This window comes from Mesorhizobium sp. B2-4-17 (assembly GCF_006441275.1).
Taxonomy (GTDB): Bacteria; Pseudomonadota; Alphaproteobacteria; order Rhizobiales; family Rhizobiaceae; genus Mesorhizobium.
Window position 1 is genome coordinate 45,247 of the sequence record NZ_VFUX01000016.1, and the last position, 25,380, is coordinate 70,626.

Annotated in this window: 25 protein-coding genes and 1 tRNA gene; 17 read left to right on the forward strand and 9 right to left on the reverse strand. The window is 62.0% G+C overall.

From position 1 onward, the window contains the following. Positions 1-1,357 precede the first annotated feature (1,357 nt). The 7 genes from FJ548_RS14355 to FJ548_RS14385 all read left to right on the forward strand — a co-directional run bounded on the left by FJ548_RS14355 (position 1,358) and on the right by FJ548_RS14385 (position 6,721). A complete protein-coding gene (locus FJ548_RS14355) occupies positions 1,358-2,467 on the forward strand; it encodes a site-specific integrase (protein WP_181168794.1) in 1,110 nt (369 codons plus the stop codon). Positions 2,468-2,669: 202 nt separating this feature from the next. Next, positions 2,670-2,975 carry an ETC complex I subunit gene (locus FJ548_RS14360; RefSeq protein ID WP_140611365.1) on the forward strand — a complete coding sequence of 102 codons (306 nt, stop codon included), beginning with the start codon at positions 2,670-2,672 and terminating at the stop codon, positions 2,973-2,975. A 54-nt stretch (positions 2,976-3,029) separates the two neighbouring features. Further along, positions 3,030-3,106: transfer RNA gene (locus FJ548_RS14365), tRNA-Arg, on the forward strand. A 279-nt stretch (positions 3,107-3,385) separates the two neighbouring features. Further along, complete coding sequence (locus tag FJ548_RS14370) at positions 3,386-3,607, forward strand: hypothetical protein (protein WP_140611363.1); 222 nt, start codon at positions 3,386-3,388, stop codon at positions 3,605-3,607. Positions 3,608-3,787: 180 nt separating this feature from the next. After that, positions 3,788-4,240: a hypothetical protein gene (locus FJ548_RS14375; RefSeq protein ID WP_246671565.1), complete on the forward strand. Its 453-nt coding sequence runs from the start codon at positions 3,788-3,790 to the stop codon at positions 4,238-4,240. Positions 4,241-4,378: 138 nt separating this feature from the next. Beyond that, positions 4,379-5,341 (forward strand): glycosyltransferase family 4 protein, encoded by a 963-nt coding sequence (locus tag FJ548_RS14380; RefSeq protein WP_140611361.1) that lies wholly within the window; start codon positions 4,379-4,381, stop codon positions 5,339-5,341. A gap of 153 nt (positions 5,342-5,494) precedes the next feature. Beyond that, on the forward strand, positions 5,495-6,721 hold the full coding sequence (locus FJ548_RS14385; RefSeq protein WP_140611359.1) for an anion transporter: 1,227 nt from the start codon (positions 5,495-5,497) through the stop codon (positions 6,719-6,721). A gap of 305 nt (positions 6,722-7,026) precedes the next feature. On the opposite strand, the gene FJ548_RS14395 is transcribed toward FJ548_RS14385, so the two are convergent. Together FJ548_RS14395 and FJ548_RS14400 are read right to left on the reverse strand one after the other, a co-directional pair. After that, positions 7,027-8,106, reverse strand: a complete 1,080-nt coding sequence (locus FJ548_RS14395) for an HPP family protein (RefSeq protein ID WP_140611357.1) — start codon at positions 8,104-8,106, stop codon at positions 7,027-7,029. Positions 8,107-8,335: 229 nt separating this feature from the next. Then, complete coding sequence (locus FJ548_RS14400) at positions 8,336-9,517, reverse strand: cystathionine beta-lyase (protein ID WP_140611355.1); 1,182 nt, start codon at positions 9,515-9,517, stop codon at positions 8,336-8,338. 91 nt (positions 9,518-9,608) lie between these two features. On the opposite strand from FJ548_RS14400, the gene FJ548_RS14405 reads away from it, so the two are divergent. From FJ548_RS14405 to FJ548_RS14430, 6 genes are all read left to right on the forward strand, one after another. After that, positions 9,609-9,854 (forward strand): hypothetical protein, encoded by a 246-nt coding sequence (locus FJ548_RS14405; protein WP_140611353.1) that lies wholly within the window; start codon positions 9,609-9,611, stop codon positions 9,852-9,854. 369 nt (positions 9,855-10,223) lie between these two features. Then, positions 10,224-11,252 carry an amino acid ABC transporter substrate-binding protein gene (locus FJ548_RS14410; protein ID WP_140611351.1) on the forward strand — a complete coding sequence of 343 codons (1,029 nt, stop codon included), beginning with the start codon at positions 10,224-10,226 and terminating at the stop codon, positions 11,250-11,252. A gap of 63 nt (positions 11,253-11,315) precedes the next feature. Further along, entirely contained in the window at positions 11,316-12,503 is a 1,188-nt protein-coding gene (locus FJ548_RS14415; protein ID WP_140611349.1) for an amino acid ABC transporter permease, read from the forward strand. Positions 12,504-12,507: 4 nt separating this feature from the next. Next, a complete protein-coding gene (locus FJ548_RS14420) occupies positions 12,508-13,665 on the forward strand; it encodes an amino acid ABC transporter permease (protein ID WP_140611347.1) in 1,158 nt (385 codons plus the stop codon). A gap of 24 nt (positions 13,666-13,689) precedes the next feature. Continuing rightward, complete coding sequence (locus tag FJ548_RS14425) at positions 13,690-14,493, forward strand: amino acid ABC transporter ATP-binding protein (RefSeq protein WP_140611345.1); 804 nt, start codon at positions 13,690-13,692, stop codon at positions 14,491-14,493. 115 nt (positions 14,494-14,608) lie between these two features. Continuing rightward, on the forward strand, positions 14,609-15,274 hold the full coding sequence (locus FJ548_RS14430) for a TIGR02117 family protein (protein ID WP_140696207.1): 666 nt from the start codon (positions 14,609-14,611) through the stop codon (positions 15,272-15,274). A gap of 17 nt (positions 15,275-15,291) precedes the next feature. On the opposite strand, the gene FJ548_RS14435 is transcribed toward FJ548_RS14430, so the two are convergent. From FJ548_RS14435 to FJ548_RS14450, 4 genes are all read right to left on the reverse strand, one after another. Then, on the reverse strand, positions 15,292-15,615 hold the full coding sequence (locus FJ548_RS14435; protein ID WP_140611343.1) for a BrnA antitoxin family protein: 324 nt from the start codon (positions 15,613-15,615) through the stop codon (positions 15,292-15,294). Next, positions 15,593-15,892, reverse strand: coding sequence for a BrnT family toxin (locus FJ548_RS14440; protein ID WP_140611341.1), 300 nt, complete (start codon positions 15,890-15,892; stop codon positions 15,593-15,595). Before FJ548_RS14440 ends, FJ548_RS14435 begins: the two co-directional genes overlap by 23 nt. 89 nt (positions 15,893-15,981) lie before the next feature. Continuing rightward, complete coding sequence (locus tag FJ548_RS14445; RefSeq protein WP_140611339.1) at positions 15,982-17,202, reverse strand: FAD-dependent monooxygenase; 1,221 nt, start codon at positions 17,200-17,202, stop codon at positions 15,982-15,984. An 18-nt stretch (positions 17,203-17,220) separates the two neighbouring features. Further along, on the reverse strand, positions 17,221-17,466 hold the full coding sequence (locus tag FJ548_RS14450; protein ID WP_140611337.1) for a zinc-finger domain-containing protein: 246 nt from the start codon (positions 17,464-17,466) through the stop codon (positions 17,221-17,223). A gap of 221 nt (positions 17,467-17,687) precedes the next feature. Here FJ548_RS14450 and FJ548_RS14455 point away from each other — a divergent pair, with 221 nt between their 5' ends. Further along, the gene (locus FJ548_RS14455; protein WP_140611335.1) at positions 17,688-19,889 is read left to right on the forward strand and encodes an RNA degradosome polyphosphate kinase; all 2,202 of its coding nucleotides are present in this window, start codon (positions 17,688-17,690) and stop codon (positions 19,887-19,889) included. Continuing rightward, positions 19,889-21,427 (forward strand): exopolyphosphatase, encoded by a 1,539-nt coding sequence (gene ppx / locus FJ548_RS14460; protein WP_140611333.1) that lies wholly within the window; start codon positions 19,889-19,891, stop codon positions 21,425-21,427. Before FJ548_RS14455 ends, ppx begins: the two co-directional genes overlap by 1 nt. Positions 21,428-21,434: 7 nt before the next feature. Here the strand turns inward: ppx and FJ548_RS14465 are convergent, their stop codons facing one another. The 3 genes from FJ548_RS14465 to fumC all read right to left on the reverse strand — a co-directional run bounded on the left by FJ548_RS14465 (position 21,435) and on the right by fumC (position 24,001). Further along, a complete protein-coding gene (locus tag FJ548_RS14465) occupies positions 21,435-21,839 on the reverse strand; it encodes a DoxX family protein (RefSeq protein ID WP_140611331.1) in 405 nt (134 codons plus the stop codon). A 164-nt stretch (positions 21,840-22,003) separates the two neighbouring features. Beyond that, complete coding sequence (locus FJ548_RS14470; protein WP_140696205.1) at positions 22,004-22,426, reverse strand: DoxX family protein; 423 nt, start codon at positions 22,424-22,426, stop codon at positions 22,004-22,006. Positions 22,427-22,603: 177 nt separating this feature from the next. Continuing rightward, a complete protein-coding gene (gene fumC, locus FJ548_RS14475) occupies positions 22,604-24,001 on the reverse strand; it encodes a class II fumarate hydratase (protein ID WP_140778193.1) in 1,398 nt (465 codons plus the stop codon). Positions 24,002-24,297: 296 nt separating this feature from the next. Between fumC and FJ548_RS14480 the strand changes: the two genes are divergently transcribed. Both FJ548_RS14480 and FJ548_RS14485 read left to right on the forward strand, forming a co-directional pair. Further along, complete coding sequence (locus tag FJ548_RS14480; protein WP_140696199.1) at positions 24,298-24,597, forward strand: hypothetical protein; 300 nt, start codon at positions 24,298-24,300, stop codon at positions 24,595-24,597. Positions 24,598-24,757: 160 nt separating this feature from the next. After that, entirely contained in the window at positions 24,758-25,270 is a 513-nt protein-coding gene (locus FJ548_RS14485) for a glycosyl transferase family 90 (RefSeq protein ID WP_140696197.1), read from the forward strand. Positions 25,271-25,380: the final 110 nt, after the last annotated feature.

Consider the following 25,380-nt stretch of genomic DNA (forward strand, 5'->3'; position numbering starts at 1 on the left):
CGCGAACTTGGTCCAGATCGGGGTGATGGGAAGCGCGCGATCACCATCCGGGCCAACGAAGCGCCCCTACTCACGACAGTTGCGACTATCAGGTCGGCAGCACGCGCATTCTCTGTAATCCGCGCGGCTACGATGTGAGAATTGCGCCTTTGATCCGCGCTGGTCGTGGGAGTATAGGTGCGAGGCCGCCATCGATGAATGCAGGTCGTGCCAGTTGGCGTTGGGCGCCCCGGCACGTGGTGCGCCTCTGCGCCTACGGCACACTGGCGCCGCTCTCCGGCCTCGCACTGATCAACGTCGCCTTGCATGCGCATAGGGCCATGGCGCAATCGACGGCGCGTGCCCGCTCTCGTGATCCAAGACCGATCCGCGCCCCGGCATCGGGGAGAAAACCCGCTCGTCCTGCTCCACCTTCTCAAGGATTGGAGCCTACGACAAACCCCGGTTCAAACCCTTGGTCGGAAAATCCCGCTCGCCTGGCAGCTTCGCGTCGCCAAACGACTTGGACCAATGAATCCATGCTGTGATCTATCAATCCTGTAATATGGGCGCCTTGCTCGGTACCGCGCCCTTAGTTCCAAGGCGATTTCGACGGTTCCATGAAAACTTCGACCTGACGAAACCTTCAAGATCCGAATGATAGATAATGACAGAGAGCATACTCAAAGGTTTTATTTGCAGTTTTTAAACGAGGAATTCTTACGTTTTTGGGAAGAATTCAATCCTCAAAGCTTACATTGAATCATTGTCTGTGAGAAACGAATCAGACAGCGCAGATGGTATTGTAAATCGTGGGAGAAAGCAGCGAGTCATGGTAGGTTAAGCTTCTGATGACATTCACGGCGCGGGCCAGAAGGCATCATGATTATTGAAACTCATTGACTCCAATCTAGTTTCTTTTAGAGTACCTATCCTCCAGAACGGAGGAAGTGTTTTCGGACGTGTTCGGAGTTGGTGAGATGATGCCACCAGGCCCATTCCCGCGCCGCTGAGAACCTACGGAAACGGTTCCCAGCGCAGCCGCCCCTGTTCTTTTGATGGAACCTCAACCGACAGGCGGGAGAACCCGCGCCTTGCGGACCACAGGCTGCAAATGTCGGCGCATCTGGAAAGAGTTGGCTTGTCCATTCCGGGACGATTCTATGGCACGAAACGGGAAATACCAAAAAGTACCGAATGGACTGCTGTCCCCCTCTGCAGCAGCCGCATTTCTGGGCGTGAGCACCAAGCATTTCGGCGAGTTGGTCCTCGCCGGCCTGATTCCGTACGTCAGCGTCGGATTGGGCGCGCGGCGGGAATGTCGGAAGTTCACGATGGACGCGCTTGCGTCCTTCATAACCGAAAGGACGAAGATACGATGTCAATCTATAGGCGCAAAGGCCAGAAGGTCTGGTCCTACGACTTCTGGCTGTCAAATCGTCGATTTTCGGGATCGACAGATACCGCGAACAAAAAGCACGCCAAATGCGTCCTCGAGGAGAAGAAGAAAGATGCGCTCCGGGTAATCGATCAGGAGGAGGCCGCACCTAACTCTTCTTCATCTCGGATGACCGTGGAGATCGCCGCCTCCCGGTATTGGAGGGAAGTCGGACAGCATCTTGCTAACAGGGCCGACTGCTTCACGGATATCGGGCGTATCGAGCGACAACTGGGAAAGAAGACCTTCCTATACACGATAGGTGACGAGACGGTCGCCGATCTGGTTGCGCAGCGCCGCGCCGAGGGGGTTGCCAACGCGACGGTCAACCGCACCGTCCTGGAACCTCTGCGGGCTCTTCTGCGCCGCGCGCGACGAACATGGAAGCAGACTGTCCAGGACATCGAGTGGAAGGATCATCACCTGAAGGAGCCGCAGGAGCGGGTCAGAGAGGCGAGCGTCGATGAAGAGGCCAAGCTGGTGGGCGCGATCCGAGCGGACTACGCTCCGGCGCTGCGCTTCGCCATTATGACTGGTTGCCGCAAGGCCGAGATCGTGGGCCTCGCTTGGGACAAAGTCGACTTTTTCAACCGGCAATTCAGGGTCACCGGCAAGGGCGACAAGACCCGGACGATTCCGATGACCAGGGCCATCTACGACCTTCTGTGGAGCCTGAAGGACCACCACAGCACGGCGGTTTTCACTTATGTCGCACTGCGGTCGCGTGACGGCCACTGCAAGGGACAGCGCTATCCCGTCACCTACAATGGATTGGGCACGGAATGGCGGCGATCGAGGGCGCGAAGCGGCGTGACAGATTTCCGGCTCCAGGACACCCGGCACACGGCCGCGACACGGCTCGTCCGCGCCACCGGCAACCTGAAGATGGCGCAGAAGCTGCTGGGCCACACCGAAATCGGCACGACGTCACGGTACAGTCACGTGACCAATGATGACCTCCGAGCGGGGATGGAAGCAACGGATCCCACGCGAGGCCCCACGCGCGAGGCCGGCGCGACCTGGAAAAGCCGAGAAAATGACGGAAACTAAGGACTTGAAGCCATGTTTGCGCGCTAAGCCACACCTGATCCCAAACCAGATGCGCTACCAGCCTGCGCTACACTCCGAACGGTCTGTTGCCTGTTCATTTCGGTGCTACATGGCAAGTGCAAAAACCTTGCCGCGGTCCCCATTGCGCAGTAATGACGGGCGAAAGGGCGGCGATGCTGCCTTGCACAGTAACGAGGTGGCCATGTCCGCGCGCATTTTCAGCCCAGCCAAAACCGCGATGCAATCCGGCAAGGCCAAGACCGGCCACTGGGTGCTGGAATTCGACCCCGAGATGCGCAAGAAAATCGATCCTCTGATGGGCTATACCACGTCGGGGGACATGAAAAGCCAGATCAGGCTCACCTTCGACACGCGGGAAGAGGCGGTGGCCTACGCGGAAAAGGAAGGGCTTGGCTTCCGCGTCGAGGAGCCGAAAGAGCCCAAGCGTCGCCAGATTTCCTATGCGGAGAATTTCCGCTATGACCGCAGGACGCCCTGGACGCATTGAACGCTGGCCCAAATGGGCTCCAGAGCGAACACCACCGGCTCCAAGCCGGCCAGCGGTCCCGTAGCTCAGCTGGATAGAGCACCGGCCTTCTAAGCCGATGGTCACAGGTTCGAATCCTGTCGGGATCGCCAACAATTTCAAAGGGTTATCCGTTTTATCTTGCCGAAGCCGCCGAATCTTCCCGCCGATTGCTGCCAAGGCTGCGGCGCTGTGTAACGGAAGCTGGGCGGGAATTTCAGGCCCTTCCGCGCGGCGACCGTGAAATTATTTCGTGATCTGCCAAGGCTGGAACCTTAGCGCGCACTGCGCGTTCGGGGCCTTGTATTCGCGGAGCCTCATAAAAGGCAATGTGCGGGCTGGCGAATGGGCGAGGCAAAGTAAGCGCGGGTTGGGGGAGGAGAAGCCAAGCCATGTCGAAACGTGAAATTGGAACGTCCCCTGCCTTGGGGCGGCGTATCGCCGAACTGAAGGCCAGAATGCGGGATGCCGAAATTTCCGATTATGAGATGAAGACCTTTCACAAGGTCGCCGCCATCATGGGGGCAGGCGACGGCTCCCTACAACTGGATGCCGACGACCTGATCGCGGCATCTTTCGTTGTCGAGGCGGGCGAATCGATGCCCAACCGCTGACGTTCAGGATTTCCCTGCATCCGCTTGAATTCGGTGAATGAGCTTTGCTTTCATCGCCGGAGCACGGTCGTCCACTAGCGAGCGTGCCCGGCTCCGGGTCATCTGATCTCGAATTGAAGGAAAGTCTTATCTGTTTGCGTTGGCACGTCATGGCAGGGACGGCTAACGGAGTGGAACAGGATGAAGCTTGACCTGTCGCCGACCAGCTGGGGCAGGGTGATCGCTGTCACGGCCGCCGGCACGGCATTCTTCATTGCTGTGGCGTTCTTCGTCGATTCGTTCAATTTCCCCTGTCTATCGTCCGACGCTGTTCGGCGCGAGGAACTGACCCACCTGCTGCTTCCTCTGATGCTGGGCGGTTCGTTTCTGTTTTTTCTCATGTGGAAGATCCGCCAGCTGGCCATAGCCCAGCGCGACCCTAGCGTCATTGCCGCGGCCGACAGTCTGACGGCGGTTCTGAACCGCGGCGCCTCTATGCTGCCAAATCGAATGGACAGGTCAGCTTCGATCCGGCGGAAGCCCCGCCGATGCCTCCGCCCGGCCCCGCCACCGTGCATTGACCACAGCCTTCGGCGGACAGACAGAACCGCTTCCTTGACGCTTTCTTGTCGGTGTGCTTCCTCCGGTAAGTGATGTATGGGGCACCGCCGGGGACGTTCCAGCCTTCTTGAGCTCCTCGACCGTCCCGGCCGACGGCACGGCCGGGACCTTTTCGGTGCCGGCGAATGAATGGCGAGACAGCCCCGGCAAGGCCAGATAAGCACAGCGATCATGATCCATTTGTTCAACGGCTTTCAAAACCCGTTTGGCGGCAGCGAACGCGAAACCCTGGAGCTGTATCGGCTGTTGAGCGCCGACTCGGCAGTACGTCTTTGGGCAACCTCCTGGCGCGTGTCCGACGAGTTGATGCGGCAGTTTCCGATTCGCCGTATCTCGCCGGCAACGCGCAACGTGCCTGACGGCGGCATCTATGTTTTCGTCGGCGCGCATTGGCGCAACAAGCTGTGGCCCTACCTGATCCGGCGGCCGCGCCGGCTGATCTATGTCTTCAACACCTTTCATCCGAAGATCATTGCGCTGACGACACGCATGCCGCGCCTGCTGGGCTGGCCGGAAGCTGAATTGGTGCTGATCTCCGATTTTCAAAAGCGCATGCTGCATGTCGAAGGCGTCGTGCATCCGTCGCCGATCGATATCGACCGTTTCTCACCACGGGTGGCAAGGCCGGATGGTCCGTTTACCGTGGGGCGGCTGAGCCGGGATACGGCGGACAAGCATCATGGCGACGATGTGGCGCTCTACGAGGCCTTGCTGGCCGATGGCGCTGCGGTACGGATTCAGGGCGGGATGCCGCTCAGGGACAAGCTCGCGCCGCACCCCCAACTCGAACTCCTGCCTCAGGGCCAACTGGCCGCCGAACAGTTCTTGCCGACGCTCGACGTGTTCTACTATCGCACCGGTTCGCATGTGGAGACATTCGGCCGCGTGGTGTTCGAGGCGATGGCCTGCGGTTTGCCCGTGGTCTGCCATTCGCATGGCGGCTACGCCGACCATATCAGGCACGGCGAAAACGGCTACCTGTTCGAAACGACGCAACAGGCGGCAGCGATTCTGGCCGAACTCAAAACCGACCCGGCGCTGCGGGCGAGAGTTGGCCGCAAGGCGCGGCAGACCGTCGAGCAGCTGTTTTCGCCGCAGGCATTGCGGCAGCGGCTGGACTTTTATCGCGGTTAGCGGTGCCACGTGGTCTGGTCTTCCAGACACTCTCGGCCAACGATCCACCCAGCTCGTTTGGCATCGATCTCCACATCGCGCTAAGGCTTTTATCAGGCGAATCGCGGGGCGGCCGGCATCGGTGCGCAAACAGATCGAGCAGGGCTTCTACCGATGACACTGATGGGCGCGGCGGCACTGCTGATCCTGGTCCTCACCTATGCCGGCGTCGCCATCGGCCGTATACCTGGCCTGCGCCTTGACCGGGCAGGCATTGCGCTGCTTGGCGGCGCGGCGATGATCGCCATCGGCACGGTCAGCATGGAGGATGCCTACCGCGCCATCAATTTCGACACCATCACGCTTCTCCTCGGCATGATGATCGTGGTGGCGCATCTGAAGGTGTCGGGCGCCTTCCGCGGCCTTGGCGCCATCGCCATCGAGCATGCGCATGCGCCCTTCATGCTCCTGGTGATGGTGACGCTGCTGACCGGCGTGCTCTCGGCCTTCCTGGTCAATGACGCCATCTGTCTGGTCATGGCGCCGATCGTCGTCCACGTCACCCGCGTCATCAACCGCAACCCGGTTCCCTATCTGATCGCCACCGCCACGGCGTCGAACTGCGGCAGTGTCGCCACCATTACCGGCAATCCGCAGAATATGGTCATCGGGGCGCTGTCGGGCATTTCCTATCCAGCCTTTTCGGCGGCGCTGGCGCCGGTCGCCTTGTTCGGCCTTGTCGCGGTCATCGTCATCGTGCGCATCGTCTACCGGGCCGAATTCACCCGCACCGCCCAATTGACGCCGCATCTCTCGCGCGGCCGCATGCATCGCGGGCAAGTGCTGAAGGCCGTGATTGTCTGCATCGGGCTGGCCATTGCCTTCTTCGCCGGCGTTCCCGTTGCCAAGGCAGCCTTGATCGGCGGCGCCATTCTCCTGCTCACCCGCGCTATCAAGCCGGAACGCATCTACCGTGAGATCGATGGCCCGCTGTTGTTCATGTTCGCCGGTCTGTTCGTGGTGGTGGCGGGCGCCGAAAGGACGCTGCTGACGCCCGACATCATTGCCTCGGCCAGGAATCTCGGCCTGGACGACGTCTGGCGCCTGTCCGGCTTCACGGCGGTGCTCTCCAACATCATGAGCAATGTTCCGGCCGTGCTGGCGCTGCGGCCGTTCATACCCGGCCTGGAGAATCCGGAGCGCGCCTGGCTGGTCGTCGCCATGAGCTCGACGCTGGCCGGCAATTTCACGTTGCTCGGCTCGGTCGCCAACCTGATCGTCGCCGAACAGGCGCGCAACGCGGGCACGCAGCTATCGTTCGGCGCTTTCTTCAAGGTCGGCCTGCCGCTGACGCTGGTGACGCTCGTCGTCGGGACGGTGTGGCTGGCGTTCGGATTCTAGACCCGGCTGCCTGGAATCCGCGATAGCGATGGATCAGCATGATCGAAAAGCTACCGTCGATCAGCAGCACGATTTTCCGCATGACCGGAGCAAGGATTTGCGCCAAGAACTCGACGCCAGGATTGAGCGGCGCGGGCCGAGCCATGATGACTCGTGGACGCATGCCGCCCGGCGCGACGAGGTCGGGTGCGGTTCCCTGTACCTCGAGCGGGCCCGCGGGTCAGGGCGATACGTCGACATGGCCTTTCATCTTGAGTTGGAAGCGGAAAAACATCGACCGCTCCCACCGTGGCGGCACCGCTATTTCAAGCCGCCGCCAATCCCTTGCCTGCCGTTTGCACGCGCGCGGCCGCCGCCAGAAGGTCGGTCTGGGTGATCAGGCCGAGAATCCGCCGCTCGCCGTCGACGATGACCACGGCATGGCTGCGCCCGTCGGTCAGCACCGGCAGCAGGCTCATCGCCGGCGCCTCGGGCGCGGCGGTGCCGGCTTTCGACATCACGCTCTTCACGGTGTCGGTGGCTTTCGTCAGTTCGCGCAAGCCGACGGCGCCAACCAGCCTTGCTTCGGCGTCGACCACCGGCAAGGTGCGGATATTATGATCGAGCAGTTGCTGGCGCGCCTCGTCGATCGTGGCCTGCTCGGGCACTGAAACGACGTCGCGGGACATAATGTCCTTGCACAGCAGCGTCCGGTGCGAGCGCACCATGGCCTGCAACTCGACTTGTCTCAGCAGCCGTTCGAGGTCGTCGCGGTCGATGTCGAACGTCTCGTCGAGCGTGGTCAGCGCCGCGTCGATATCCTCGGGCCGGAAGCCGACGCGCTGCTGCGCCGGCGGATCGGCGGTGCCGTGGCTGTTGGCGGCGGGGGCGGCGACATGCGGATAGTTGCGCCGCGCGAGTTTGTGGAAGAGGAAGCCGAGCGTGACCAGAATGGTCGAATTCAAGGCCACCGGCACGAACGGAAACAGGAAGCCCGCGCTGATGACGGCCGGCCCACCGAGCACCCCCGTCAGCGCCGCCGCGCCGCCTGGCGGATGCAGGCAGCGTGTGAACGACATCGCCGCGATGGCGAGCGCTACAGCCAGGCCCGACGCAATGACCGGATCATGGACGAAATGCGCCACGGTAACCCCCACCAGCGCCGATATCGAATTGCCGCCGATGATCGACCAGGGCTGCGCCAGCGGGCTCGCCGGTACGGCGAAGAGAAGCACGGCGGATGCGCCCATCGGCGCCACCAGCAGGGCTACGTGCGGGCCGCCGCCCATGGCCAGCCCGCTGATCACGCCGGTCAGCGCGATGCCGAGCGTGGCGCCGATACACGCCAGGATGCGTTCACGCAGCGTCGCGCCGGCGAGGATGGGGACAAAAAGACGAAAGGCCATGGGCAAGCTTGTGACGAGTGGGTTGAGCGCGGATTCCGGTGCGCCACGCAATGCAGCCGAACCCGCGGATTTGAAAGTCAAACAAATCCGGAAAGTCGCGACCCGGGAGAATAATATTGCGCGCCGCGCGTCGCCGGACTGCTGCGAGCGGCTCGCGCTTTGTCATCAGCGTCAAGACGTTGCGGTCGTTCTTGCCGTTCCGTCCGGCAGTCGGCCTCGTATGCGACGGTCAGGCAGCGGCTGCGGCCAGGCCGCGCATGATGTCGGTTTTCAGGTCGTCGACATCCTCAAGGCCGATCTGCAGGCGGATCAACGGACCTTCATAAGGGGCCGTTGCAACAACGCGGTCGCTGAGCCAGACCGGCACCGCAAGGCTCTCATACCCACCCCAGGAATAGCCGAGCCCAAATATCCGCAGCGCGTCGAGGAAGGCGTGCTGCTGTCTCTGGCCGCCTCCGGCAAGCACGATCGAAAAGATGCCGCTCGAACCGGTGAAGTCGCGCTTCCATAGGCCGTGGTCCGGGTGGCTGGGAAGGGCGGGGTGAAGCACGCGCGCCACGCCCTTCTCGCCTTCGAGCCACGACGCGATGGCGAATGCGCTGCGCTGGTGATGCTCCAGGCGCACGCCCATGGTCCGCAGGCCGCGCAGCACCTGGTAGACATCGTCGGGGCCCGCGCAGCAACCAAGCGTGCAAAAGCTCTCATAAAGTTGCTCCCAGCAGCTCTCATTGGCCGAGACCGTGCCAAGCAGCACGTCGGAATGGCCGGCCGGATATTTGGTTGCCGCATGGATGGAGATGTCGACGCCATGGTCGAGCGGCCGGAAATAGAGCGGCGTCGCCCAGGTATTGTCCATCATCACGATGGCGCCGGCCGCACGCGCCGCCTTGGCGATCGCCGGGATATCCTGCACCTCGAAGGTGTTGGAAGCCGGCGATTCCGTGAACACGACCCTGGTGTTGGGCTTGATCAAGGCGGCAATGCCAGCGCCGATGCGGGGATCATAATACTCCACCTCGACGCCGAGCCGCTTCAGCATCGTGTCGGCGAAATTGCGGGTCGGATGGTAGACGGAATCGACGATCAGGAGATGATCGCCGGCCGATAGGAAGGCAAGCAGCGGAACGGTCACCGCTGCCAGGCCAGACGGCACCACGATGGTGCCGGCGGATCCCTCCAGCGCGTCGATGGCGTGGGCAAGGGCATCCGTCGTCGGCGTGCCGCGCGTACCGTAAGTGTATTTCTGGCTGCGTCCCACCATTGCTTCGGCATTGCGGAACAGCACGGTGGAGGCATGCACAACCGGCGGATTGACGAAGCCGAAATAATCATGCGGGTTGTTGCCCGAATGGGCAAGCCGGGTGTTGATGCCCACCTTGCCGTAACCCTGCGCGCTGCCGTCTTTCGCCATTCTTCTTCGCCTTGTTTGATAGGGCGCTAGCCATAGTGCCGCGTCATGGGCCGTGCAACAGCCCAGCACCCGCCAGGAATGGACTTCGAATGTGCCAATTCTCAAGGGATCGGCGTCGCGGCCAGGCGCCGACCTCGCTGCCAGGTGCGTGGTGCTGATCGCCCTGCTGTTCCTCGTCGGCGTCATGAACATGGTGGGGGTCGCCGGCATCGCCGTCCTCGTTTCCCCGGGAAAAGGCAGTCACGGCCCAGTTGATCCCGCGCATTTCCGGCGCGTTGATGGCGGCGGCCGGAACGAGGCTCCTGTCTCGCGCGTTCCAAGGCCGCAGCCCTGGTGACAGTCTTCGGAAGGACCAATTCATAGCGCGTCCAGATCAGTAGCGCCAAAGCTATTGCCAAGACGGATTTCGTTACCGCGGCCTCGCATTGTGTTGAATGCGCTTTGCCGGCTTTATTTGCACACTGATCAAATTGCGGGTGCGTTTGTCTGCAATTCAGGCAAACAGGGCAATCGATTTTCAAACACGTTCGGATTCGGTCATTTCCCTTGACCTCACGGGAATTATCGCCTTCGATGCCGTCCGTGAATGGGAGGCAGCGCGTCGGTTGCGATGCGGGGTTCCGGGAATGGGCCGGGATGGGAACTGCGTTCACACGGGAAAAAAGATCAGGGTTTGCCTGAAAACAGAGAAAAGGGTCTGTGGGTCATGAAACATATTGCTTTCGGCATTCTTGGCGCCGCCACGCTGGGGATTATGGCGTCGGCCGCTTCGGCGAGCACGCTCGACACCGTCAAGGCGAAGGGCTTCATCCAGTGTGGCGTCTCGACAGGTTTGGCCGGCTTCTCGGCGCCGGATGACAAGGGTGACTGGCAAGGCATCGACGCGGATTTCTGCCGCGCCGTTGCAGCCGCTGTCTTCGGTGACGGCACCAAGGTCAAGTTCACGCCGCTCAGCGCCAAGGAGCGCTTCACCGCCCTGCAGTCCGGCGAGGTCGACGTTCTGTCGCGCAACACCACCTGGACCATCAACCGCGACACAGCACTTGGCCTGAATTTCGTCGGCACCACCTACTATGACGGCCAGGGTTTCATGATCAACGCCAAGAAACTGCCGGGCGTCAATTCGGCGCTCCAGCTTTCGGGCGCCGCCGTCTGCGTGCAGAGCGGCACCACCACCGAGCTCAATCTCGCCGACTACTTCAAGGCGAACAAGATGGAGTACAATCCGGTCGTCTTCGAGAAGCTCGAAGAGGTCAATGCCGCCTACGATGCCGGCCGCTGCGATGTCTACACCACCGACCAGTCGGGTCTCTACGGCATCCGCCTCACTCTCGGCTCGCCAGCCGATCACGTCGTGCTGCCCGAGATCATCTCCAAGGAGCCGCTCGGACCGGCGGTGCGCCAGGGCGACGACCAGTGGTACCATATCGTCAAGTGGACCTATTTCGCGCTGCTCGACGCCGAGGAACTTGGCATCACCAAGGCCAATGTCGATGAGATGAAGAACTCGACAAGCCCCGAGATCAAGCGCGTGCTCGGCCAGGAAGCCGACACCAAGATCGGCACCGATCTCGGCGTCTCCAATGACTGGGTCGTCAACATCGTCAAGGCCGTCGGCAATTACGGCGAAATGTTCGATCGCAATGTCGGCTCGGGCAGCCCGCTCAAGATCGCTCGCGGCATCAACGCGCTGTGGACCAAGGGCGGCCTGCAATATGCTCCGCCGATCCGCTGATTGAAATGTGATCCGGGAGGCATATCATCTGCCTCCCGGTTTCTCTTTCCAGGGGACGGTCGAATGGCATCGCAGGAAGTTCTTCGCGAGGAGTCCAGCCGGGCTTCCTTCGTCAATGATCCGAAAGTCCGCAGTCTCTTCTTCCAGACGCTTGTCGTCATCGTTCTGTTCGGCTCTGTGTGGTGGATCGTGCAGAACGTCATCGACAATCTGCAGCGCCTGCACATCGCCTCCGGCTTCGGCTTCCTCAAGGGACGTGCCGGGTTCGATATCTCGGACACGCCGATCGCCTACACGTCTGACGATACTTACGGCCGCGCCATCGTCGTCGGCCTGATCAACACGATCATCGTCGCCGTCGCCGGCATCATCACCGCCACCATCATCGGCTTCGTCATCGGCATCGGCCGCCTGTCGCAGAACTGGCTGATCCAGAAGATCTGCACGGTCTATGTTGAGATCTTTCGCAACATCCCGCCGCTGCTGGTCATCTTCTTCTGGTATTCCGGCGTGCTTGCCGTGCTGCCGGCGCCACGTGACAGTATCCATCTGCCGTTTGGTTCCTTCCTCAACCAGCGCGGCTTCTATTTTCCGCGCACCATCTGGGGCGAGGGTTCCTGGCTGATCCTGGTGGCGCTCGTCGTGGCTGTTGCCATGGCATGGTTCGTCGCCCGCAGGGCGCGCCAGCGCCAGATGGCGACCGGCCAGCAATTCCCGGTGTTCTGGACCTCCTTCGCGCTGATCGTTGGCCTGCCGCTGCTCGCTTTCCTGCTCAGCGGAATGCCGCTCACCTTTGATCTGCCGAAACAGTCGACCTTCAACCTGACCGGCGGCTTCCAGGTCAAGCCGGAGTTCCTGTCGCTCTATCTGGCTCTGTCCTGCTACACGGCAGCCTTCATCGCCGAGATCGTGCGCGCCGGCATCAGGGGGGTCAGCAAAGGCCAGACCGAGGCGGCCGGCGCCCTGGGCTTGCGCTCGGGGCCGATTTTGCGGCTCGTCGTGGTGCCGCAGGCCATGCGCATCGTGATCCCGCCGCTGACCAGCCAGTATCTCAACCTGACCAAGAACTCGTCGCTGGCGATCGCCATCGGCTATCCGGACCTGACGGCGACCGCCGGCACCGTGCTCAACCAGACCGGACAGGCGGTCGAAGGCGTGCTGATCATGATGGTCGCCTACCTCATACTCAGCCTTGTGACCTCGGCCGTCATGAACGTGGTCAACGCCAAGATGGCGCTGGTGGAAAGGTAGAGCCATGCAGGAACACGACATGTCCTGGGTGCGTGCCGAGATGGTGCTGGCGCAGCCTGCGCCAGCAAGCGTGCGCGGCCCAACGGCCTGGGTGCGCAAGAACCTGGTCGGTTCGGTCGGTGACACGATCCTGACCATCATAGGCATCGCGCTGGTCGTCATGATCCTGCCGCAGATCATCAACTGGGCGTTCATCAATGCCCAGTGGACAGGGCCGAATCGCACTGTCTGCGCCACCGTTGCGCAAGGCGGCATTCAGCCGGACGGCTGGAGCGGCGCGTGCTGGGCCTTCGTCAATGCCAAGTTCGGCCAGTTCATGTTCGGCACCTATCCGATCGAGGAGCGCTGGCGCCCGATTCTGGTCGCCATCCTGTTCGTGGCGCTGCTGGTGCCGATGCTGATCCCGCGCGTGCCGCGCAAGGGACTGAACGCGATCCTGCTCTTCCTGGTGTTGCCGATCGTTTCGTTCGTTCTGCTGATCGGCGGCATGTTCGGCCTGCCGCATGTCGAGACCTCGCGGTGGGGCGGCCTGCTGGTAACGCTCAGCCTGTCCTTCGTCGGCATTGCCGTGTCGCTACCGCTGGGCACTGTGCTGGCGCTCGGCCGGCGTTCGAAGATGCCGATCGTCAAGACGCTTTGTGTGGTCTTCATCGAGACGGTGCGCGGCATCCCGCTGATCACCGTTCTGTTCTTCGTCAGCGTCATGCTGCCGCTGTTCCTGCCGGCTGGGGTCACCTTCGACAAGTTTCTCAGGGCATTGATCGGCGTGTCGCTGTTTGCGGCGGCCTATATGGCCGAAGTCGTGCGCGGCGGCCTGCAGGCGATCCCGAAGGGCCAGTATGAAGGCGCCGATTCGCTTGGCCTCGGCTACTGGCAGAAGATGGGGCTGATCGTGCTGCCGCAGGCGCTGAAGCTGGTCATCCCCGGCATCGTCAACACCTTCATCGGCATGTTCAAGGACACCAGTCTGGTTCTCATCATCTCGATGTTCGACCTGCTCGGCGTCGTCAAACAGAATTTCTCGGACGCCAATTGGGCGACGCCACAGACCGCGAAATCCGGTCTGGTCTTCGCCGCCTTCGTGTTCTGGCTGTTCTGCTTCGGCATGTCGCGCTATTCGATGTACACCGAACGCCGACTCGACACCGGCTACAGACGCTAAACAAAAGAATAAGGGGATCCTGTCATGGCCACCGAAAACGCCGTCAGCGCGGAAGAGCTCAAGGTCAATGCCGCCAAGATGCACATCTCGACCACCGATGTCGCCATCGACATCATCGCCATGCACAAATGGTACGGCGAGTTTCATGTGCTGAAGGACATCAACCTCAAGGTTATGCGCGGCGAGCGCATCGTCATCTGCGGCCCGTCCGGCTCCGGCAAGTCGACGATGATCCGCTGCATCAACCGCCTGGAAGAGCACCAGAAGGGCAAGATCATCGTCGACGGCAAGGAACTGACCAATGATCTGAAGAAGATCGACGAAGTGCGCCGCGAGGTCGGCATGGTGTTCCAGCACTTCAATCTGTTCCCGCACCTGACCATCCTGGAGAACTGCACGTTGGCGCCGATTTGGGTGCGCAAGACGCCGAAGAAGCAGGCCGAGGAAATCGCCATGCATTTCCTCAAGCGCGTCAAGATTCCGGAGCAGGCCAACAAGTATCCGGGCCAGCTCTCCGGCGGCCAGCAGCAGCGCGTGGCGATCGCCCGTTCGCTGTGCATGAACCCGCGCATCATGCTGTTCGACGAGCCGACCTCGGCGCTCGACCCGGAAATGATCAAGGAAGTGCTGGAGACCATGGTCGGCCTTGCCGAGGAAGGCATGACCATGCTGTGCGTCACGCACGAAATGGGCTTTGCCCGCAAGGTCGCCAACCGGGTGATCTTCATGGATCAGGGCCAGATCGTCGAGCAGAACACACCGGCCGAATTCTTCGATCATCCGCGCCACGAGCGTACGAAACTGTTCCTGTCGCAGATCTTGCACTGAGCGCTCCGGCACCGGTTCAAAACAAGCCCGGCGGCACCACGGCCGGGCTTTTTGCATATGGCGATCGGCCATGGTCGCTGCCGTCGAGGAGAGGGAGCCCCCAAACCGGACACCGATGAAAAAGCCCCTGCGTTTCCTGGCCATGTTGGCAGCCATGTTCATGCTTGCCGCCGTCCTCGGCACGCTGGTGCCACGCCCGCTCTGGCCGGCGGCCGCCGCTGGCGAGAGCACGCGGCGCATATTGGTGCTGAAGAACCCGATCCACACCGACATCGCCATCCCGGTGGACGACGCGGTTCGCAGGCGTTTTCATTTCCTGACCGAGGCCGGCCTTCCGGCCGACGCACCCGAGGTGCGCTACATCATCTTCGGCTGGGGTGGTCGCGCCTTCTATCTTGAAACGCCAACATGGTCGCAACTAAAGGCGGTGCCAGTGGTCAAGGCGATGACGCTCGATGCCTCTGTGATGCATGTCGATGTCGCCGGCGCGATCGCCGAGCCGCATCCTGACGTCGCTGGCTTCGACATTGGCGAGGATCGGTTCGCGGCGTTGCTCGATTATATCGCGGCCAGCTTCCAGCAGGGGCAGAACGGCCCGGTCGTGATCGAGAATGCGGGCTACTCCAACTTCGACCGCTTCTACGAGGCGAATGGCCGTTTCAACGCGCTGATCGGCTGCAACACCTGGACGGCGGCGGCACTGCGCACGGCCGGGCTTCGCACTGGCTGGTGGAATCCGCTCCCGGCTTCGCTTGGGCTGTCGCTGCGGCTTTACAATTGAAATTTGGACAGCAGCGGTCAGCCCGTTTTGCGATCCTGCCTCATCATATAGTCGCGTAGTGCCTTGTTGATCGCGCTCTGATAGCCCCGACCATCGGGGGTGCGTCTCTTGAACCAGGCGACAAGGTCGGAATCGAGGCGAAGGGTCAGTTGCTGCTTTATAGGTCTGAAATGCGGATTTCGAGCAGCATTTTGCCAGAATTCTTCGGCCAATTCGGGAGTGTCGCTCGTATCGACGTCATCTTGCGAGCGCGCTTTCAACGCTGCGATTTCCGCCTTCTGTGCTTCTGTCAACGGAGAGGGATTTGTCGGGTCGAATTCAAATCGAACGATTTTGCGCATAATATCTTCTTTCTTTCGTCGTGGCTCTGCGCGCTGAAATGATCCGTATAACCTCGGTTCCATCTTCTTCTCGATCGGCATGGGCAATAAGCAATACGAGCGTGCCGTCAATCCTACCGATGGTCTGCCAACGGTATTCGCCGTTTTCGACTCTGTCCTGTACCGCCAGCGCGAAAGGGTCGGAGAAAACACGAACGGCAGTCTCGAAACTCACGCCATGCTTGCGCAGATTTGATGCTGCCTTTTCTGGATCCCATTCAAACCGCAATTCGTTCATGCGCAGTAACCACAAAAATGTAACTACAATTCACCATTGCGTCAAGACAGATGGGACTTCCTGGCGGGCTAACGCCTGATGATCCTCCGCTACCTCCATCCGTAGAGCCAGTCCAGATCCGCAACGAGCTTTTCCGGTGGCCGCTTCGCCAGAACCAGGTTGCGGGCGAATGCCACCGGACCCGAGGCATGCCAGGCGAGGCGGTTAAGCGCACCGCGCCGGATGACCTTGACGATGCGCGGCCGCCGGAGATTTTCCCAGATGGTGAGGCTCTGACGCAGATCGGCAGGGAAGTCAGCCACCAGGCTGGCAAGCGTTGCCGCGTCTTCGATGGCCATTGCCGCGCCTTGTGCAGCGAACGGGGTCATCGCATGTGCGGCGTCACCGATCAGAGCGATGCCGGCTGGCGTCGTCCAGGGCTGCTTCTGTTCGACTGTATGGAGCGGCCAAGTCAGCCAAGGGCCAGCCATTTCTACCAGCCTTGCAAGGCCCGCGGCCGTGCCGCGCATGGCGCCGGCGAGGATGCCGGGATCGGCATGCCCGGACCAGCCCTCGGCAATGCGCTCGCCTCTGGTGAAGGCGACAAGGTTGAAAGCGTCACCCTTGCTGACGGGGTAGGCGACCATGTGGAATCCCGGATGCAGGAAGGTCGTGACGCTGTCGGTAGCGCCGATCGCGGCAAATGCTTGTCCGGCGGCGCTGCCGGCAGCGACAGTGGTGCGCCAGGCCAGTTCGCCGGAAAAACGGCTTCTCGGCGATGCCGCTCCCCGGGCCCGATCGACAACCGCGCGCACCGACGACCATACGCCATCGGCCCCGACCAAAAGGAAGCCCTGTGACTGGACGGTCTTGCCGTCCTTCTCGACTGTGGCCGTCACACCATCGCCACCTGTGACAACATCGCTCAAGCGCGCGCCTGTGACGAGCGCAATATTCGGGTTTTCGGCGACGCGTTCGGTCAGTGCGCTCTGCAGATCGGCCCGGTGAGCGACGAGATAAGGCGCCCCCCAACGTTTTTCGGCGGCTTGCCCCAGCGGCACGCGCGCCAGTTCGCGCAACGTCGCGGCGTCCTTCAGCACCACTGCTTCCGGACGCACCGCTGCCGGCAGCAGCCGGTCGAGCACGCCGAGCTGGCGTAGGATATGTGTCGCGTTTGGAGAAAGCTGGATGCCGGCGCCCACCGCGTCCAGCCGCTCCGCCTGTTCGAACAGCTGTGCGGGGTAGCCGCGTTCGCCGAAAGCCAGGGCCGCGGTCAGCCCGGCGACGCCAGCTCCGGCGATCACGATCTGCCGGGGCTGTGCATCGGGCATGATTTCAGCCGCTGGAAATCAGGCGGCCCGGTCGATGTAGAGACAGCCGGCCGGCACCGTTTCCGTCGCCTTCAGCTTTGGCGAATAGCGGTAGAGCGTCGAGCAATAGGGGCAGACCTTCTCATTGTCGTCGCCCATATCGAGAAACACATGCGGGTGGTCGAAAGGCGGGTTGGCGCCCGTGCACATGAATTCCTTGACCCCGATGTCGATCGCCGGGTAGCCCGCATCGTTCTGGAAATGGGGAATGGAACCGCCTGCCATCGTCGTCTCCTGATCTCTTGCAATTGCATCTGGATCATAACCCGTCTCTTTGCAAGATCGATGAAATCAAACTGTTGCAAAAGCCTGTCAGAGGATAAGTTAAGCTCGGTCATGCCTGACCCCCGCAACCGGAATCGGTTACGGGAGGGTATGTGTCGATTCGTCGGACGACCCTCGCGGGCGCGGCGTTCGGACGACAGCGGCTGGGAAGAGCAGGAATCATGAACGAACTGAAGCCGGTGCAGAGCGAATTCATCAATGTCGAGGCGGCGAGCCCGCAGGGCGGCAATCCGGACCGTTTCGTCAATCGGGAGTTTTCCTGGCTGCAGTTCAATCGCCGCGTTCTCGAAGAATCGCTGAACGAGCACCACCCGCTCCTCGAACGCGTGCGCTTCCTGTCGATCTCGGCCGCCAACCTCGACGAGTTCTTCATGGTGCGCGTCGCCGGCCTCGCCGGTCAGGTCCGCGAGGGCATCGTGCTGAAGAGCCCTGACGGCCGCACGCCCGAACAGCAGCTCGAACAGCTGCTGCGCGAGGTCGAGCGGCTGCAGGAAGATCAGCAGAAGAGCCTTTCGGCGCTGACGATACTGCTCAACAAGGAAGGCATCGAGAGCATCACGCGAGATGCGCTGACCAAGGACGAGAAGGTCTGGCTGGAAGAACACTTCCAGGATCAGGTGTTTCCGGTGCTCACCCCGCTGTCGATCGACCCCGCGCATCCGTTTCCGTTCATTCCCAATCTCGGCTTCTCGATGGCGCTGCAGCTTCGCCATCGCAAGAACGGCGAGGAGATGAGTGCGCTGCTGCGCCTGCCGGTAGCGCTGAAGCGCTTCATCCGGCTGCCGGATCGCAAGAACCATGTCCGCTTCATCCCGCTGGAGGAAGCGGTGGGGCTTTATATCGGCAAGCTTTTCCCGGGCTATGAAGTCAAGGGCTCCGGCACATTCCGTATCATCCGCGACAGCGATATCGAGGTGGAGGAAGAATCGGAAGATCTCGTGCGCCTGTTCGAGACCGCGCTGAAGCGCCGCCGCCGTGGTTCGGTGATCCGCATCGAGTTCGACAAGCTGATGCCGCCCGAACTGCGCGATTTCGTCGCCGGCGAGCTCGGCGTCTCGTCGAGCCGTATCAGCGTGCTCACCGGTCCGCTGGCGCTCAGCCAGATCTCGGAAATCGTCTCCGTCCCCCGCGACGATTTGAAGTTCACGCCCTACAATCCGCGCTTCCCAGAGCGCATCCGCGAGCATGGCGGCGACTGTTTCGCCGCCATCCGCGAGAAGGACATCGTCGTCCACCACCCCTACGAATCCTTCGATGTGGTGGTGCAGTTTCTGCGCCAGGCGATGGCCGACCCCGAGGTGGTGGCGATCAAGCAGACGCTCTACCGCACCTCCAACGACAGCCCGATCGTGCGTGCGCTGGTCGACGCGGCCGAGGCCGGCAAATCGGTGACGGCGCTGGTCGAGCTCAAGGCCCGTTTCGACGAGGAAGCCAACATCCGCTGGGCCCGCGATCTCGAACGCGCCGGCGTGCAGGTTGTGTTCGGTTTCCTCGAACTCAAGACCCACGCCAAGATGTCCCTGGTGGTGCGGCGCGAGGACGGCAAGCTGCGCAACTACGTGCATCTCGGCACCGGCAACTACCACCCGGTCACAGCGCGCATCTACACCGACCTGTCCTTCTTCACCACCGATGCGACGATCGCGCGCGATGTCGCCCAGCTGTTCAACTTCATCACCGGCTATGCCGAGCCGACCGCCGAGATGCGTATCGCGATCTCGCCGTTCACGCTCAGAAATCGCATTCTCCAACACATATCGGACGAAGTCGCCCACGCGCTGGAGGGCAGGCCGGCGCGCATCTGGATGAAGATGAACTCGCTTGTCGACCCGATCATCATCGATGCGCTCTATGATGCCAGCCGTGCCGGGGTGGAAATCGACCTCGTGGTGCGCGGCATATGCTGCCTTAGGCCGCAGGTGCCGGGCCTGTCGGAGAACATAAGGGTCAAGTCGATCGTCGGCCGCTTCCTCGAACACAGCCGCATCTACTGCTTCGGCAATGGCCACGGCCTGCCGGCGGACGAGGCGATCGTCTACATCTCCTCCGCCGACCTCATGCCGCGCAATCTCGACCGCCGTGTCGAGACCATGGTGCCGATCACCAATCCAACTGTGCATGAACAGGTTCTGGGTCAGATCATGCTGGGCAACATCATGGACAATCAGCAAAGTTTCGACGTATTGGCTGATGGAACTTCCCGGCGTGTCGTGCTGGAGGAGGGCGAGGAACCGTTCAACGCGCAGGAATATTTCATGACCAATCCGAGCCTATCGGGACGGGGTGACGCGCTGAAGTCGCATGCGCCCCAGCGGATCGCTCAGTTCAAGCGCCGCAAGAAGAACGCCGCAGCGTCCAACTGATGTTGTCCATTTCCCAGGGCCGGCTGCAGGACCGCCGTCCGCTGTCCATCATCGACATCGGCTCGAACTCGATCCGTCTCGTCGTCTATGAGGGATTGGCGCGTTCGCCGACCATGCTGTTCAACGAAAAGATGCTGGCGGGTCTCGGCCGCGGCATCGTATCGACGGGAAAGCTCGACCCGGATGCGGTGACGCGCTCGATGGAGGAATTCCGCCGTTTTCGGGCGCTCTCCGATCAAGCCGGCGCCGAGCATATGTATGTGCTGGCGACCGCCGCCGCCCGCGAGGCGGTCAACGGCCCGGATTTCATCCATCGCGCCGAGGAAGTGCTGAAGACCGAGATCCGGGTGCTTTCCGGCCGCCAGGAAGCCTACTACTCGGCGCTCGGCGTTATCTCCGGCTTTCACCCCGCCAACGGTATCGCCGGCGATCTGGGCGGTGGCAGCCTGGAATTGATCGACATCAAGGGCGAGGCGATGGGCGAAGGCATAACGCTGCCGCTCGGCGGCCTGCGTCTGCAGGACATGGCGAAGAATTCGCTCGTTCAGGCGCAGAAAATCGCGCGCCAGGAACTGGCGCGGGCGAAACTACTCAAGGGCGGACAGGGCAGGGCCTTCTACGCAGTCGGCGGCACCTGGCGAAACCTCGCCCGCCTGCACATGGAGATGACCAACTACCCGCTCGGCGTCATGCATCACTACGAGATTTCGGCCGACGGTGCAGCCCAGAACTTCCTGAAGCAGGTGGCCAAGGGCGAGGTCGAGAAAGTCAAGGGCATCGAGGGCGTCTCCAAGAACCGCCGCTCGCTGCTGCCCTACGGTGCCGTCGTGCTGCAGGAGATCATGTCGGCGATGCAGCCGTCGAAGATCGTCGTCTCGGCGCAGGGCGTGCGCGAGGGCTTTCTCTATTCGCTGCTCGATGAGGAGGAGCAGAACGCCGATCCGCTCATCTCGGCCGCTGAGGAACTGGCTCTGCTGCGCTCGCGTTCGGTCCATCACGCGCATGACCTCGTCGAATGGACCGGCAAGGCCTTCAAGGCCTTCGGCATCGACGAAACGGAGGACGAGGCGCGCTATCGGCACGCCGCCTGCCTGCTTGCCGATATCGGCTGGCGTGCGCATCCCGAATATCGCGGCAGGCAGTCGCTGAACATCATCGCGCATGCTTCTTTCATCGGTGTCGACCATCCTGGCCGCGCCTATCTCGCGCTCGCCAGCGCCTATCGCCATGATGGCATTTTCAATGATGGCATCGCGCCAGAGATCAAGGCACTAGCGCCACCGCGCCTGTTGGAGCGCGCCCGCGTGCTGGCGGCGATGATGCGTGTCGTCTATCTGCTGACCGCCGCGATGCCTGGCATCATGCCGAGACTGGAATGGGAAAGCCGTGCCAATGGCACCCTGGCGCTGGTATTGCCGTCCTCGCTTGCCGATCTCTACGGCGAGCGGCCGGCCGGGCGCCTGGCGCAACTGGCCAAGATCACCAACCGCCGGCTGGTGCTGTCGGTCGAAGGCGGCCCGAGCATGACGGTGAAGTAGGCAGGCCTCAGACGGACCCGCGTCCGTCAGCCGACCATGCTCCCGCACCGGCCATGGCCAGCGCCAGGAAACCGCCCGCAATAGCAATGTCCTTCATCAGCATCTGCTGGTGCAGGAAGGCGAGCGTCGCATCGCCGGCGCCTTGGCCGTAATGGCCGATGAACCCGGCCGCGACGCAGAAGGCCGCCAGCAGCAGTGCCACGATACGGGTCTGGAACCCGATGAGGATCAGCAATCCGGCGATCAACTCGAACAGGCCCGTGCCCCAGGCGGCGAGCGTTGGCAGCGGCAGGCCGAGGCCGGCGAAATAATTGATTGTGCCGGCGATGCTGCTGAGTGCCTGGAAGCCGGACGGCACGAACAGCACGGCAAACAGCAGCCGCGAAACCAGGAGCAATGCATTGCGGTTCATGGCTACTCCCTTGCCGGCGCCCCGGTCAGGGCCACACCGGCTACCGTCCACCTTACGCCTGCGGGACTGCGGCCGAAACCACCGCGGCGCTTGTTTTGGACAACGAAAAAGCGGCGCGGAAAATTCCGCGCCGCCTGAATTCAGATCGTTGGGAGGATGGAATTTCAGCCGCGCTTGGCGTCGATCGAGTAGGCGCCGGCGCCCAGCGCCGCAAGCAGGATGAAGCCGCCGGTGAGGCCGAGATTCTTCTCCAGCATCAGCATCTGGATCTGGTCCGAGAAGTTGAGATGCGCGATGGCGGTGGCGGCGAGCGTGAAGATGGCGAGCACGATCGCCACAATGCGGGTCTGAAAGCCGACCAGAATGGCGAGGCCGCCGAAGAATTCCAGCAGGCCCGAACCGATCGCGGCGACCATCGGCAGCGGCAGGCCGATACCGCCGAACCATTGCGCGGTGGCGGAAATCGCGGTCAGCTTGGCGAAGCCCGAAAGGATGAACAGGATTGAGAGAAGGACGCGGCCTGCGAGGATCGCGCCCGAGGCGTTGGATGCGGTGCCGGTGCCGGCGACAGAAGTGTTGGTGGACATGGTGGCTCTCCGAATGGGTTGAATGCCAATCAAATAGACCATGCCAACTGTTCACCAAAGACGCCTGTGTGGCGACACATTGTTCACAGGTTGTACGTTCTCGTGGCCGGGCAAGGCGCGCAAAATTCGTGCCGGGCTGTGCGACGACGGGGTAAAATTCTCCCGCCGAAAAATACCTTATCCCGGATGCGTCATGTCCTCCGGTCGCACCAGCCGGTCATAATCGGCTTCGCTGACCAGGCCGGTGGCCAGCGCTTCCTCGCGCAGCGTGGTGCCGTTCTTGTGCGCGGTCTTGGCGATCTTTGCGGCGTTGTCGTAGCCGATGGTGGGCGCCAGCGCCGTCACCAGCATCAGCGAGCGGTCGAGCGCCGCCTTGATGTTGTCTTCCCGCGCCTCGATGCCGATCACGCAGTTGTCGGTGAAGGAAACCGAAGCGTCGGCGAGCAACTGCACCGACTGCAGGAAGTTGTAGGCCATCAGCGGGTTGTAGACATTGAGCTCGAAATGGCCCTGGCTGCCGGCGAAGGTCAGCGCTGCATTGTTGCCGAACACCTGCACGCAGACCTGCGTCATCGCCTCGCACTGCGTCGGATTGACCTTGCCCGGCATGATCGAGGAGCCGGGCTCGTTCTCCGGCAGCGACAGCTCGCCAAGGCCCGAGCGCGGGCCCGAACCGAGGAAGCGGATGTCGTTGGCGATCTTGAAGAGTGCTGCGGCAGTCGCATTGATGGCGCCGTGCGAGAACACCATGGAATCGTGGGCCGCCAGCGCCTCGAACTTGTTCGGCGCGGTGACGAAGGCGATGCCGGTGATGGCGGCGATCCGGTCCGCAACCCTTTCGGCGAAGCCGACCGGCGCGTTGAGGCCGGTGCCGACGGCGGTGCCGCCCTGCGCCAGTTCCTGCAGGCCGGGCAACGTCATCTCGATGCGCTTGATCGAGGAGGCGATTTGCGCCGCATAGCCGGAAAACTCCTGGCCGAGGGTGAGTGGGGTGGCATCCTGCGTGTGCGTGCGGCCGATCTTGATGATGTGATTGAAGTCTCGGCTCCTGGCGGCGAGCGCCTTGTGCAGGTGGTGCAACGCGGGAATCAGGTGATGCACGATCTGCTCGGCACAGGCAATGTGCATGGCCGTCGGATAGGTGTCGTTCGACGACTGGCTCATATTGACGTGATCGTTGGGATGCACCGGCTTCTTCGAGCCCATGACGCCGCCCAGCATTTCGATCGCCCGGTTGGAAATCACCTCATTGGCGTTCATGTTGGACTGCGTGCCTGAGCCGGTCTGCCAGACCACCAGCGGGAAATGGTCGTTGAGCTTGCCGTCGATGACCTCTTGCGCGGCCTCGACGATCACCTTGCCGATCGCGGGATCGAGCCGCTTCAGGTCCATGTTGGCTTCCGCCGCGGCCCGCTTGACGATGCCGAGCGCGCGCACGATCGAAGCCGGCTGCTTTTCCCAACCAATCTTGAAATTGCTTAGGGAACGCTGCGCCTGCGCACCCCAATAACGGTCGGCGGCGACTTCAATAGGCCCGAACGTATCGGTTTCGGTTCTGGTCTTTGACGTGCTCACAAGGTTTCTCCTTCTCGAAGTCGGCAACGGCGTATCGCGTTGCACAAATGGCTTCAAGCAGAGATTGTGTGCGGCGAGGATGCAAATCGGTTGAAGAAGGTGCTCCGGTAATACGCTTCGCAGGCAGCCGAACCGTGGTTAGGCGCTAGGCTATCCCACGGTATGAACTTCGCCGGTCGCTGGTCCCCTTGCATCCGCCTCGTCAACGGGTTAGCCGCCTTAACGAACGAGCCGTACACGGTCACGTCGGACCAAGCCTTCGGATCTAAATCGGTCGCTGCGAGAGCGTCTTCAAGATGGCACCACTCAAGACGGGACTGAATGCGCTTCCCATCGCTGTCGATGTCGCCGAGGTCGGCAGGCGTTTTCTGCCTGGGCTCAATCGCGGCGAGATCCACTGCCGTTTCGAGGGCGGCAAGCTCAGGGTGCGCTCCCGCGCCGCCTGGCTTAAGAGGCACGTGCAGGTCTTGACCCTCATTGCCGAGGCATTGGCATCCCTTGGCCTCCGCAGCCTGCCACCGTTCTATATGCTTCTCGGCGATACGCCGTCGCGCAGAAGGCATCGCTATTTCCGCACGCGTTTCGCCTTCTCCTAGGCTGATGGCTATGGCGAGGTGGCCGCGCCCGATTTCGTTTTCGATGGCTGGCCGGACGCGAAGTTCGACGACTATGACCGGAAGACGAGCGCGATGGCGGCTGCGTCGGAAGAGCCGCCGCGCGATGACAGGTTGTTCTGGGCTGGGCGCTGCATGAACGGTGCCCGCAAAAAGGATTGTCGAGATCGCGTCGGCCCGCCCGGACCTCATCGAGGCGTATGACACCGAGCAGAATTACGATGTCGCCATCAATCGGTATTCCACCAGCTTCAGGACGATGGAAGACCAGGTCGCCACCTACAGATACATGATCGACGTCGAAGGCGCCGGTTATAGCGGCCGCTTCAAAATGCTGCTCCACACCAAGCGGGTGGTGCTGTTGCAGGACAGGCCATGGCGAGAGTGGTTCTTCGACGATATCGAGCCGTTTCGCCACTATGTTCCGGTGGCGCGCGATCTGTCTGATCTGGCTGAGCGCATCGAATGGCTGCGCGCCAATCCGAAGTTGGAAGCCGAAATCGCCGCGGAAGCGCGGCATTTCGCGCAGACCCGCTTGACGCGCGCGGCAGCCGTGGCGGCCTGGGCGAAGCTCCTTCAGGATCACGCGGCGGCTGGCGGCAATCTGAAGTCCGGTCTTCAGCGGCGCAAGCGCACGACCGGCTGGCCTGACTGATGGCGCGGCGCAGGGCCGGCGAGTGGTGCCAAGCGCTTGGATCGGCGTGGTGATACCGCGCGATGTCGCTTGGCATTCCTATGCGAGGCAAGTCCAGCAGGCGGACAATA